The 12,382-nt window shown below is 63.3% G+C and carries 14 protein-coding genes; 4 read left to right on the top strand and 10 right to left on the bottom strand.

Going from position 1 to position 12,382, the window contains the following annotated elements; genetic code table 11:
- Positions 1-22 precede the first annotated feature (22 nt).
- Both EB233_RS23525 and EB233_RS23530 read right to left on the bottom strand, forming a co-directional pair.
- Positions 23-370: an ArsR/SmtB family transcription factor gene (locus tag EB233_RS23525; protein ID WP_064991756.1), complete on the bottom strand. Its 348-nt coding sequence runs from the start codon at positions 368-370 to the stop codon at positions 23-25.
- 79 nt (positions 371-449) lie between these two features.
- Entirely contained in the window at positions 450-1,997 is a 1,548-nt protein-coding gene (locus tag EB233_RS23530) for a LysM peptidoglycan-binding domain-containing protein (protein ID WP_064991757.1), read from the bottom strand.
- 125 nt (positions 1,998-2,122) lie between these two features.
- Between EB233_RS23530 and EB233_RS23535 the strand changes: the two genes are divergently transcribed.
- Positions 2,123-2,734, top strand: coding sequence for an LOG family protein (locus EB233_RS23535; protein WP_064991758.1), 612 nt, complete (start codon positions 2,123-2,125; stop codon positions 2,732-2,734).
- Between the two features lie 63 nt (positions 2,735-2,797).
- Here EB233_RS23535 and EB233_RS23540 read toward each other — a convergent pair whose 3' ends face one another.
- Entirely contained in the window at positions 2,798-3,682 is an 885-nt protein-coding gene (locus tag EB233_RS23540; protein WP_064991759.1) for a LysR family transcriptional regulator, read from the bottom strand.
- 110 nt (positions 3,683-3,792) lie between these two features.
- Here EB233_RS23540 and EB233_RS23545 point away from each other — a divergent pair, with 110 nt between their 5' ends.
- Complete coding sequence (locus tag EB233_RS23545) at positions 3,793-4,083, top strand: muconolactone Delta-isomerase family protein (RefSeq protein WP_027053330.1); 291 nt, start codon at positions 3,793-3,795, stop codon at positions 4,081-4,083.
- Positions 4,084-4,330: 247 nt separating this feature from the next.
- Positions 4,331-5,329, top strand: a complete 999-nt coding sequence (locus tag EB233_RS23550) for a transporter (RefSeq protein ID WP_064991760.1) — start codon at positions 4,331-4,333, stop codon at positions 5,327-5,329.
- Between the two features lie 40 nt (positions 5,330-5,369).
- Here EB233_RS23550 and rarD read toward each other — a convergent pair whose 3' ends face one another.
- The 7 genes from rarD to cysS form a co-directional block, all read right to left on the bottom strand.
- Positions 5,370-6,284, bottom strand: a complete 915-nt coding sequence (gene rarD / locus EB233_RS23555; RefSeq protein ID WP_064991761.1) for an EamA family transporter RarD — start codon at positions 6,282-6,284, stop codon at positions 5,370-5,372.
- 83 nt (positions 6,285-6,367) lie between these two features.
- Positions 6,368-7,990, bottom strand: a complete 1,623-nt coding sequence (gene cimA / locus EB233_RS23560; protein ID WP_171892255.1) for a citramalate synthase — start codon at positions 7,988-7,990, stop codon at positions 6,368-6,370.
- The gene (gene pip, locus EB233_RS23565; RefSeq protein WP_064991762.1) at positions 7,987-8,937 is read right to left on the bottom strand and encodes a prolyl aminopeptidase; all 951 of its coding nucleotides are present in this window, start codon (positions 8,935-8,937) and stop codon (positions 7,987-7,989) included. The genes cimA and pip overlap by 4 nt, the downstream gene beginning before the upstream one ends.
- Positions 8,934-9,410 carry a GFA family protein gene (locus EB233_RS23570; protein WP_081294325.1) on the bottom strand — a complete coding sequence of 159 codons (477 nt, stop codon included), beginning with the start codon at positions 9,408-9,410 and terminating at the stop codon, positions 8,934-8,936. The genes pip and EB233_RS23570 overlap by 4 nt, the downstream gene beginning before the upstream one ends.
- A complete protein-coding gene (locus EB233_RS23575) occupies positions 9,407-9,898 on the bottom strand; it encodes a GFA family protein (RefSeq protein ID WP_064991764.1) in 492 nt (163 codons plus the stop codon). Before EB233_RS23575 ends, EB233_RS23570 begins: the two co-directional genes overlap by 4 nt.
- A gap of 21 nt (positions 9,899-9,919) precedes the next feature.
- Entirely contained in the window at positions 9,920-10,306 is a 387-nt protein-coding gene (locus EB233_RS23580) for a VOC family protein (RefSeq protein ID WP_064991765.1), read from the bottom strand.
- Positions 10,303-11,739: a cysteine--tRNA ligase gene (cysS, locus tag EB233_RS23585; protein ID WP_064991766.1), complete on the bottom strand. Its 1,437-nt coding sequence runs from the start codon at positions 11,737-11,739 to the stop codon at positions 10,303-10,305. Before cysS ends, EB233_RS23580 begins: the two co-directional genes overlap by 4 nt.
- A 467-nt stretch (positions 11,740-12,206) precedes the next feature.
- Between cysS and EB233_RS23590 the strand changes: the two genes are divergently transcribed.
- Positions 12,207-12,362 (top strand): hypothetical protein, encoded by a 156-nt coding sequence (locus tag EB233_RS23590; RefSeq protein WP_081294303.1) that lies wholly within the window; start codon positions 12,207-12,209, stop codon positions 12,360-12,362.
- Positions 12,363-12,382: the final 20 nt, after the last annotated feature.

Raw genomic sequence — 12,382 nt, forward strand, 5'->3', positions numbered from 1 at the left:
TCTTGCCTTTTGGGTGAGAGGGTCAGCGGCCGGAGCAGCAGGAATTGACGAGTGCGTTCAGCGACGCCGAGATATCGGCGAGCGCCGCGCGATCGACAGCATAGCGGGAGCGCTGGCGGTCGGGCTCGAAGCGGACCAGACCGGCCTCGACCAGGATCTTGAGATGCTGGGATACGGTAGACTGCGCCAGGTCGAAACGGTCGACGACTTCGCGGCAGCAACAGGAATTGCTGGCCGACAGGTGCTTCAGTATCTCGATCCGTGCCGGATGCGATAATGCCGCAAACCGAGCCGCGACGGTGTGGCTGTCGGGGATGCAGTTGGACAAAGCGCCGGTGGCGCAATTTGGTTCAAGGGCGGTTTCCGTCATCGTTCATCGGCGATAGACGATGAACGATGACGGAGCAAGCTAGACCGATGGGTAGATCGGCAGATTGCCGATCTCTTCGCTACTGCGTCTTGGTCGGCGCTGTCGTTGCCTGCTCGCCCATTGCCTTGAGATCGGCGGCTTCGCCTTCCTTGGACTTTTCCGGAACCTTGAACACCTGGCCGGGCCAGATGCGATTGGGATCCCTGATCTGGTCCTGGTTGGCGAGGTAGATGGTGGAATAGCGCACGCCGTGGCCATAGACGCGCCGCGAAATTCGCCACAGCGTATCGTTGCGGCGGATGATGACGGCGCCATCGGCATGTTCGAGTTTGGGTGACACCACCTCCGGCACGTCGCTCGGCGGAGTGGCCGCGGCGACGACGGCCGGAGCCTCGGCGGCAGGCGCCGCGGGAGCCGGCGCGGCAGGTGCTTCGGCAGCCGCGGGTGCGGCCGGCTTGGTCTCTGCCGGCTTGGCATCCGCCGGCTTGGTCTCGGCGGGCGCCACGGCGGCGACCGCTTCGCCTGGTTCGCGTTCGAAAGGCACGGCGGCGCGAGCCACAACCTTCACGCCATCGGCATCGAGGCCGTCGACATGGATGGTATAGCTGCCGACCGGAATGTCGCGTGTCGCTTCGACGAGGAAATGACCGTCCGGCGATGTCTGCGCTTCGCCGAGCAGGATTTCGTTGGCATAGGCGCGCACCTTGCGGCCCGGGTCGGCGAGGCCGGCGACGAAGATCTTGTTGCCATCGATCTCGACCGCCTCGACCACGATCTTGGGTTCTGCCACGGCCGCGGCGGGTGGTGTCGCCGGAGCAGCCGGAGCCGGTGTTGTCTCGACGACGGCGGGCGCGGGAGCCGGTGCAGCTGGCGCCGGAGCGCCAGTCGCTGGTGCTTTAGCGGCGGCAGCCGGAGCCGCCGGCGCCGGAGCGGCAGCCTGGTCGCCGGTGGCAGGCGCTGCCGGTTTGGTCTCGGGCGCCGGAACCGTCAGCAGTTCGGCCGGCTTGCCCGGCTCCTCGACCATAGCCAGCACCTGGCCGGCGGCATCCTTGGGAACCGCGACGACCGCGGTCTGCGCCGAAGCGGTCACGACCGTGCCGACTGTCGAGCGCAGCGCAATCGTATAGTCGCCAGGCTTCAGCGGATCGTCGAGCACGATGACAAAGGCGCCATCGGGACCCGCCACCGTTGAACCAAGCACCGTCGTGCCGTTGAGGATCTCGACCTTTGAATTGGGTGCTGCATTGCCGGCGACGACGATAGAACCATTGCTCTCGACGCGTACGACGTCGAAGGTCGGCGCAACGGGACCGGCAGCGGCTGGTGCCTGCGCGGCAGGAGCCTTTGCATCGACAGCCGGTGCGGCCGGAGCTTCCGTTGCCGGCGCGGCCGGAGCGGTCGCCTGAGGCGCGGCGGCGGGTGCCGCCGGCACCGCCGGCGCCGGCAGTCGCCCTTCCGTGCCGGGGTCGGCCGGTTTTGGCGCCACGGGCGGCGTCAAGGCCGCGACCTGCGGCGCCGGCGTTGGATGAAGATACGGGTCGAGTGCACCCGATACATAGGCGGTTCCCCCGACCGCGACGGTCCCACCCGCCGCGAACAGAAACGCCTTCAATGGATTAATTGCCATATTTCCCTACCCCTTAGCCACCTAACGCCGGTCTAGCGTGTTTTACCAAAGCCGACAAGAAAAAGCCCGGACTGTCGGCCCCCAGGGCTTGACCCCGCTTCCAGACCCAATCACCAATCATCGGTATGAACACGATTCGATCCGTCTGCGTCTATTGCGGCTCGTCTCCGGGCCGAGATGAAATCTATGCGAAGGCCGGACACCTGCTTGGCCGTTCAATTGCCAAGACCGGGCTGCGGCTGATCTATGGCGGCGGCACCAAAGGCATCATGGGCGCCGTCGCCGAAGGCGCGCTCAAGGCCGGCGGCAAGGTGACAGGCATCATTCCCCGCTTCCTGATCAACAGGGAAGCAACCGAAACAGCGCTCGACCGGCTCGACGAGTTATTGATCACCGACAACATGCACGAGCGCAAACACAGGATGTTCGAGAAATCCGACGCCTTTGTGGCGCTGCCTGGCGGCATCGGCACAGTCGAGGAGATCGTCGAGATCATGACCTGGGCGCAACTCGGCCATCACCGCAAGCCGATCGTCTTCGGCAATGTCAACGGATTCTGGGACCCGATGCTGTCGTTGCTTGATCACATGGCGGCAGAGGGCTTCATCCACACCGCGCAACGGGTCAAGCCGCTGGTCGTCAACGAGCCGGAGGCTATCGTGCCCGCCATCATGGTGGCAGGCTCCTCCGTCGACGCGCCGACCGAAGGCGTGCAGTCGGTGATAGACAAGATGTAGGGAATAGGCAGTAGGGAATGGGGCTTGCCTACTGCCTACTGCCTACTGCCTACTGCCTACTGCCTACTGCTCTACAGCCCTCCGCAAATCTCCAATCACCGCCCGTCCATCCTGCCGCCGCCAGGCGAGATGGATCGTCACACTGCGCTTGAACCAGGGAAGGTCGCGGAAGACGATCCCCGGCGGCGCGGCGCGGCGCAGGCTCTCCTGCACCGTTGCCAGGCCGAGGCCGGCGCCGACCAGCCCAAGCGAGGTCAAGGGATCGGCAGTCTCGTAGGCGATGTCGGGCACGAAGCCAGCCTCGATGCAAGCTGCCAGGAACTGGCCGCGATTGGTGTCGGCGGGCTGGCGCACGACCGTGATCCAGGTTCGGCCATCGAGGTGAGGCGGGCGGATCTCGGCGACAGCCGTAAGCGCATCACCCTCCGGTATCGCCAGCACCAACGGCTCGCGCCGGACCAGCATCGAGGCGATTTCGGGATAGTCGGCCGGCGGCGGCGAATAGACCAGGCCAAGATCCAGCGTGCGCTGGCGCAGCCCCTCGAATTGCGCGGCGGAGCGCAGGCTCATCAGGCTGATATGCAATTGCGGCCGTTCGCGGTGGAATTGCCCGAGCATGTCTGCAACCAGACCGGCATGCACCGCGCCCTCGACATAGCCGATGGCGAGACGGCCGACCGCGCCGCTGGCGAGGTTGCGGCCGAACGCCTCCACGCGCCGCGCATTGGCAAGTAGCGCGCGAGCTTCTGCAAGGAAGGCGCGGCCCTCGGCGTTGAGATGAACCCGCTGCCTTGCCCTCTCGAAAAGCGCGACGCCCAGTTGCTGCTCGAGCTGCATGATCTGCCGGCTGAGTGGCGATTGCGAGATATGCAGCAGTTCGGCGGCACGGCCGACATTGCCGGTTTCGGCGACAGTGACGAAATAGCGGAGCTGGCGCAGGTCGAACACTTTCTCTCCGAATCTATCCGTCCTTTCAGGTCTCAACTTTAGCCTATTCAGTCTTGGACAGTCTGACTAGCCCTTGGGATAGTCGGCCATCCCAACCAAAGGAGACCGACATGCAGTTCTTTGCCCTTCTCACCCGCAACACCGCAAAGTTTGGCGACGCCGACTTCGCACCGCTTCTGCCCGGCGAGGCCGAGCAGCGACGCACGCTCTACGCCGAAGGCGCGGTGCGCCAAGTCTGGAACCGTGGCGACATCCCCGGCAGCGGCATGATGTTCGAGGCGGCCGACGATGCCGAAGTGCGCGGCCATCTAGCCACCTTGCCACTCATCAAGGCCGGCATGATGGACATCGCCGCGATCGTGCCGCTCAACCCCTACCCCGGGTTTGGGCCGAAGCGCTGAACGAAGACGAAGACGGGGCAGCCGACACAGCTCGGCCGCGTGTGGCCGCCAGGAACAACTCTGCGTGCCCCATGGAGTTGGCCGATACGCGCGATACAAGCTCCCGACGGCTTGGCACGGCCACTGAGGCAGCGCTGCCACCCGCAACTGTCAAGAAACCGTCACACGAAACCAGGTTCGCGCGTGCTAGGATTTTGCGGTTGGGTCGCTGCGCGGCTCGTTGCTTGGACCATCTGGAGAAGCGACAATGAACATCGCCCTCCCTGCCGAAGGCACCGACCTGTCGCCTTACCTGCCCGATGAGCACGGGTTGTTCTTCATCTATCATTTCACAGCGGAAGGCGTGCGGACCAGAGACCTCGCGCAGGCGCACTGGACATGGCGCAGCTATCAGATCACCGACCTCCACGCTCGCCAGGAGATCGGCGCCGAGCAGGCACTGCCAGCCCCAGCGCGCGATGCTTTCCTTGCCCCCAGCCATGGCTGCCACATCGACTATGAGGATGGCTGGCTCTATGGCGATCTGCCGGATCTCAAGCACGACTTTTCGGAGGCGCGCGGGCTCGTCCATTTCCGCTTCGCCTTCAATGACACCATGCTGATCGGCGCCCGCAAGCAACCGCTGGAGTCGGTCGACGCCGTCCGCAAGGTGGTGGAAAATGGTTCACGGAAATTCCGCTCGCCGGCGGACCTGATCGAGGCGGTCATGGGCCAGTCGCTCGACGGAATGTCGGTCGAGCTCGGCAAGCTCGCGGACACGCTCGACGGTATCGAGGATCGCGTCGTGCGCGACGCATGGCACAATGAGCGGCAGGCGCTGGTCGAGGCGCGCCGGCAGCTGGTGGTAATCCATCGGCAGATGGCGACGCTCACCAACCTGTTCCGGCATCTCGACCATGCGCACCGCGACGAGCTGCCTGACCCGATCAACGACATGGCCGCCCGGCTCTCGCATCGGGCACAGACGCTCTATCACGACGGCGAGCAGTTACAGGCGCGCACGAGGCTGTTGCAGGACGAGCTGATGGCGAAGCTGACGATGCAGTCTAACCAGTTGCTCTACATTCTGTCGGTCATGACGGCGGTGTTGCTGCCGATGACCATCATATCGGGCCTGTTCGGCATGAATGTCGGCGGTCTTCCGCTGGTCGATACGCCCGTGGGCTTCTGGGTGGTGACGGCGGTCTCGGTCGCCATCGCCGCGGCCACTTATCTGTTCGTCAGGCGGCTTGGCCGAGGATTGTAGCGGGCAGCCTGGCATCTTTTTACGCCAAAGCGCGTATACCCTATCGAGCGGCCCGGCGTGCGCTCGTCAACATCGACCAGGAATAAATCGCAAGTGCCGCCCAGATCAGAGCGAAGGCAGCGGCCTGTGCCGTGCCGAACGGCTCGTCGAAAACCAGCACCGCGATCAGGAACACCATGGTCGGCGCGATATATTGCATGATGCCGATGGTGGAGAGGCGCAAAAGCTTGGCGCCGAATGCGAACAAAAGCAGCGGCACCGATGTGATCGGACCACAGCCGATCAGCAAGGCCGTGTCGGTGCCGTTGCTGTGTACGATATGGTCCTGTCCGGTCGCGATCAGGTAGACGATATAGCCAAGAGCCGGAACCGACAGCAACAGCACTTCGAGCAGAAAGCCCTGGCTCGGGCCGATCGGCAGCGTCTTGCGGAAGAAGCCGTAGGCGGCGAAGGAAAACGCCAGCGCCAGCGACACCCAGGGCAGCTTGCCGCCCTCGATCGTCAGCAGCATGACTGCGACCGCCGCAAGCGCGACCGCCGCGATCTGCAACCGGTCGAGCCGTTCGCCCAGCAGCACGGCTCCGACCACGACAACCACCAGCGGGTTTATGTAATAGCCGAGCGCGGTTTCGACGGTACGATCAACGGCGATCGCCCAGACATAGATGCCCCAGTTGACCGATATCAGAGCCGCCGTCAGCGCCGCCATGGCGATGGTTCGAGGCGAGCGGACCGCAGCCTTGAAATCCGCGGTGCGGCCGGCCCAGACCAGAACCGCCGCGGCGATCGGCACGGACCAGACGATGCGATGGGCGATCACTTCGGCAAGCGGCAGATGCGCGACTGCCTTCATGTAGAAAGGCAGCAATCCCCACAACAGATAGGCGCCCAGCGCCAGCAGGAAGCCGCGACGGGCCTGTGAATCTGCGTCCAGAGCAATTGCTTCAGTGACCATGGGCCAACGCTATGGCCCAGTAAACTTGGCAAGACCATCACAAAGTTCTGATGGATCAATAGACTTTCGCTGATGGTTCAACCTTATTCGGCGGCAACCAACCCCGCCATTTCGCGGTTCTTCATCAGCTTGTAGATGATCGAATCCATCAATGCCTGGAACGACGCGTCGATGATGTTTTCGGACACCCCGACGGTCCACCAGCGCGCGCCGGTGCCGTCATGCGATTCGATCAGGACGCGGGTGATGGCCTCGGTGCCACCATTGAGGATACGCACCTTGAAGTCGGCGAGTTCGAGGTCGACGATCTCGCTCTGGTACTTGCCGAGATCCTTGCGCAGCGCGATGTCGAGCGCGTTGACCGGGCCATGTCCCTCGGCAACCGACATCTTCTCCTCGCCGTCGACCAGCACTTTCACGATCGCTTCAGAGACCGTCTTCAGCTGGCCGTTGGCGTCGAAGCGGCGCTCGACCATGCAGCGAAACGAGGTGACGTTGAAGAACTCCGGCAGGCCGTGCAGCATCTTGCGCGCCAGGAGCTCGAAGGAGGCGTCGGCGCCCTCATATGCGTAGCCTTCGGCCTCCCGCTCCTTGACCACGCCAATCAGCGCATCGAGCCGGTGATCGTCCCTGGGCACCTCGATGCCGCGCCGCTTCAGTTCGGCAAGGAAATTGGCCTTGCCGCCCTGGTCGGAGACCATGACGCGGCGGCGGTTGCCTACGGTTTCCGGCGGCACATGCTCGTAGGTCGCCGGCTCCTTGGCCAGTGCCGAGGCATGGATGCCGGCCTTGGTTGCGAAGGCCGAGACGCCGACATAGGGCGCCTGGGCTTCCGGGGCACGGTTCAAGAGTTCGTCGAAAGCCCGCGACAGGCGTGAAATGCCGGTCAGCGCTTCGGCCGAAATGCCTGATACAAAGCGATCGGCGAAGGCCGGCTTCAGCGCCAGCGTCGGCACGATCGAGATCAGATTGGCATTGCCGCAGCGCTCGCCGATGCCGTTCAGCGTGCCCTGGATCTGCCGCACACCGGCCTCGACGGCAGCCAACGAGTTGGCAACCGCCTGGCCGGTGTCGTCATGGGCGTGGATGCCCAGATGATCGCCCGGTATGCCCGAGGCGATGACCTTGGCGACGATGGCACGCACCTCCGATGGCTGCGTGCCGCCATTGGTGTCGCACAGCACCACCCAGCGCGCACCGGCGTCGTAGGCCGTCTTGGCGCAGGCCAGCGCATAATCCGGATTGGCCTTGAAGCCATCGAAGAAATGCTCGCAATCGACCATCGCTTCCTTGCCCGATGCGACAGCGGTTTCCACCGAGGTCTTGATCGCTTCCAGGTTCTCCTCGTTGGTGCAGCCGAGCGCAACGCGCACATGGTAGTCCCAGCTCTTGGCGACGAAGCAGATGGCGTCCGATTTCGACTGCACGAGCGCAGCAAGGCCAGGATCATTCGAGGCGGACACCCCCGCGCGCTTGGTCATGCCGAAAGCGACGAATTTGGCGCGTGCGGTGCGTTTCTGCTGAAAAAACGCAGTGTCGGTCGGATTGGCACCGGGATAGCCGCCTTCGACATAGTCCATGCCGAATTCGTCGAGCAGTTTTGCAATCGCGATCTTGTCCTCGACGGAAAAGTCGATGCCCGGTGTCTGCTGGCCATCGCGCAATGTGGTGTCGAAGAGATAGAGGCGCTCGCGGGTCATGGTCATTTGCCTGCAAATTTGTCCGTCGCGCGGATCAGCCGGTCGAGGATGCCGGGCTCGGAATAGGCGTGGCCGGCGCCTTCGATCAGATGGAAGTCGGCTCTTGGCCAGGCCTTGTGCAGCGCCCAGGCGTAGCGTGCCGGACACGGCATGTCATAGCGTCCGTGGACGATGGTGCCGGGGATATCGCTGAGTTTGTGCGCATCGCGGAGCAATTGTCCCTCTTCCAGCCAGCCGGCATGGACGAAGTAGTGGTTCTCGATGCGGGCGAAGGCTATGGCATAGTCGTCTACACCAAACGGCCCGCTTGTCTCCGGCTCCGGCAACAGCGTGATCGTCTCGCCTTCCCATAGGCTCCAGGCGCGGGCAGCCTCGATCTGCGCCTTGCGGTCGGACCCGACCAGCCGCTTGCGGTAGGCAGCCATCATGTCGCCCCGTTCGGCCTCGGGGATCGGTGCCAGGAAGTGCTCCCACTTGTCGGGAAACATCTCGGAAACGCCGAACTGATAGTACCATTCGAGCTCGGCGCGGGTCAGCGTGTAGATGCCGCGCACCACAAGCTCGCTGACGCGGTCAGGGTGCGTCTCGGCATAAGCGAGCGCCAGCGTCGAGCCCCAGGAGCCGCCGAACACCAGCCATGTGTCGAAGCCGGCCATTTCGCGCAGGCGTTCGATGTCGGCGACGAGATGCCAGGTCGTATTGGCCTCCAGCGAGGCGTTCGGCGTCGATTTTCCGCAGCCGCGCTGATCGAACAGGATGACGTCGTAGAGTTTTGGATCGAACAGCCGCCGGTGCTTCGGCGAAATGGTTCCACCGGGCCCGCCATGCAGGAACACCGCCGGCTTGGCGCCTTTGGTGCCGGAACGCTCCCAATAGACCCCATGGCCATCGCCAACGTCGAGCATGCCTGACTCGAACGGTTCGATCTCGGGATAGAGGGTACGCAAGCTCATAGTTTCAGGCCCTGTTGCGGCCAGTTGGCCGTTTCGTGATCGGGGTGTTGGAAGGAGATGATCTGCTCCTGCCGCGCATAGTAGTCGGAATCCTGGTGAACAGGCTGATCGAAGATCGTCTCCACCCAAGGCAGCCGGGCCGCATAGTTGACCTGGATTTGCGGCGCCAGATCCGAACGGTCGTCGAAAGCGCCGATGGCGATCTCCAGCCCGCCCGGCTGGCGATAGGTCAGCGGTGTGCCGCAGCGGGCGCAAAAGCCGCGATCGATGTTGACCGACGACTGGAAATAGCTCGGTTCCTCATGGGTCCACTCGACGCCATCCCTTGGCACTGTGACCAGCGCGCCGAAGAAGGAGCCGAACTGTTTCTGGCACATGCGGCAATGGCAGATAGACGGGCGGCCAAGCGCTCCCTTGATGCGGAAGCGCACGGCGCCGCACTGGCAGCCGCCGGTTCGGACAGTCTCGGTCATGGTCTTTCCTCCGGCGGCCATTGGTCGGTGTCGTGATCGGGATGCTGGTAGGAGACGAGATCGGCGAGATAGGGAGCCGCCGACATGTCGGCCATCGTATCCTCGCCCGGCAGGTCCGGAATGGTGTCGACATAGGGCAGTTTTGACTCGGTGCCCCATTGGATCAACGGCACGATCTCCGCCGGATTGTCGAATGCACCGATGGCCAGCCCCACCCCATCAGGCGCGGTGAAGGTCAGCGGCGTTCCGCAATTGGCACAGAAACCACGATCGACATGGCTGGATGAGCGGAAATATTTCGGCTCGCCGCGCGTCCAGTCGAGCCTGGCGCCACGCACCGACACCAGCGGCGCATAGAACGCGCCGAATGCCTTCTGGCACATGCGGCAGTGGCAGACCGAAGCGTCGCCAAGCGCGCCCTCGACGCGGAAGCGCACCGCGCCGCACTGGCAGCCGCCCGTGTAGATCGGCCGATTGTCGAGGCTCATGATACACTCCGATTCACGGGCTCACTCCGGATCATGGCAGACAGCCTCGACATTGTTGCCGTCGGGATCGAAGACGAAGGCGCCATAATAGTTCGGGTGATAGTGCGGGCGCAGGCCAGGCTCGCCATTGTCCTTGCCGCCGGCGGCGAGTGCAGCGGCGTGGAAGGCATCGACCTCGCCACGGCTGCGCGCAGTGAAGGCGACATGCTGATGATCTCTCGGTCTATCCTTGCCGGTGCTCAGCCAGAACACCGGCCTGTCGCGGCCATAACCGCCAACCTTGGCGCCGCCCGTATATTCCAGCGGCACCATGTAAAGCAGCGAAGCACCCAGCGGCGCCATCGCCTCATCGTAGAAAGCCTTCGAAGCCTCGAAATCGGCAACGGTGATGCCGAGATGGTCGATCATCTTTTTATCTCCCAAGTGGTGATTCGCCCTCCGGTGACCGGATCCTTGCCGTCCTTCAACTGTATACCTTGCGATAGGAGCTCGTCGCGGATGCGGTCGGCTTCGGCCCAGTTCTTCGCCGCGATGAGCGCGAGACGATTGGCGATTGCCTTCGCGACCTTGTCTTCATCCACTTCTGCCGAGGCGACATCAAAGCCGAGGAACAGCAGCGACGCCTTCAGTGCAGCAGCGGCTTGGTTACCGTCTGCGGCGTCGCCGGCCAACTGGGTCAACACCTGGAAGGCCGCGTATGTCGCAAGATCATCCGATAACGCTTCCACGACCTCCACCGGCACCTGCCCTACCGCCGCCGGCGCCAGATCCGCAGCGCGTTTCCATTTGCGCAGCGTGTTCTCCGCCTCCTCCAGCTTGCGCACGGAAAAGTCGATCGGCTCGCGGTAATGCGTCATCAGCATCGCCAGCCGCAGCACCTCGCCCGGCCAGTTGCGGCCGCCGAAGGTCTCGGTCTCCAGCAGTTCGTGGATCGAGTAGAAATTGCCGAGGCTCTTCGACATCTTCTGGCCCTCGACCTGCAGGAAGCCATTGTGCATCCAGACATTGGCCATGACTGAAGTGCCGTGGGCGCAGCGCGACTGGGCGATCTCGTTCTCGTGGTGCGGGAAGATCAGGTCGAGGCCGCCGCCATGGATGTCGAACACCTCGCCGAGATAGGCCGCCGACATCGCCGAGCATTCGATGTGCCAGCCCGGCCGACCCCTACCCCAGGGGCTCTGCCAGCCCGGTTCTTCCGGCGAGGACAGCTTCCACAGCACGAAATCGCCAGGGTTTTTCTTGTGGGCGTCGACGGCAATACGGGCGCCGGCCTGCTGTTCGTCGAGGTTGCGTTTCGACAATTGCCCGTAGTCCGGCATCGACTCCGTATCGAACAGAACTTCGCCTGCCGCGACATAGGCATGGCCGCGTTTGATCAGGCTTTGAATCAAGGTGATCATGTCGGCCTTGCCGTCGGCGCGAGGCTCGACGAATTCGGTGGCGCGCGGCTCGACCGTCGGCTCCAGGCAGCCAAGCGTGGCGACATCCCTGTGGAACTGATCGGCCGTCTTTTCGGTCACGCGCCGGATCGCTTCGTTGAGCGACAGGTTTCCGGCCGATATCTCGCCACCGAAATCACGCAGCGCGCGCGCGTTGATCTTGTCGTCGACGTCGGTGATGTTGCGCACATAGGTGACGTGCGTCTCACCATAGAGATGGCGCAGCAGGCGGAACAGTACGTCGAAGACGATCACCGGCCTGGCATTGCCGATATGGGCGAAGTCGTAGACGGTCGGGCCGCAGACATACATGCGCACATTGCACGCATCGATCGGAACGAAATCCGCCTTCGTGCGTGTCAGCGTGTTGTAGAGGCGCAAGCCCTGCGATGCGTCTGACATTCCATGCCTTCCCGGTTCAGAACTTTGGTTGGAGCATGATCTTATCCGAAAACCGGTTTCCACTTTTCGGGATCATGCTTTTAGGATGGAGCCAGCCGCGCGCAGAGGCGCAATCAGACTCCAGCCTGCTGGCCGGGGCGTTTGTCCAATCTGGGGAAAGATGAGGCGAAAACGTCCGGACCAGCGCGAGGCTAGCCAATAATGCAAATGCCACAAATGGCGAAAGACGTTTTCATGGGCGGCTTTATCGCCTCGGTCAGTGTTGCCGTCAAGTCGCTACTGCCAGGAAAAACGTCGCCGAGACTGGCGAACACGTCGCTCGATCACACGGAATCAGGCAGTGAAACATTTTATTAAACATGTCGGCACAGTCATGAAACATTCGCCGGCTAGATCACCAAGCGTCACGATTTGGTCGGATTCGACGGTCAAACGCGAACACGAAAACGTTACCTGGGAAGAGAAACATGTCTCGAAGCAAGCAAGACGCCACCCGCGCCAAGCAACCGGCGCTGGCAAGCCATTATCGTGCGATCGGGCCGGCCGCGATCGTCGCCGCCCTTCTTCACACCGCGAAGAAGAAGAAGCCGGCGCCGAAGATTGTATCGCCCCGCGCCGCCTGAAGCGGTGCGCGGCCGGCGCG

This window comes from Mesorhizobium erdmanii (assembly GCF_013170725.1).
In the GTDB taxonomy this organism is placed as follows: Bacteria; Pseudomonadota; Alphaproteobacteria; order Rhizobiales; family Rhizobiaceae; genus Mesorhizobium; species Mesorhizobium erdmanii.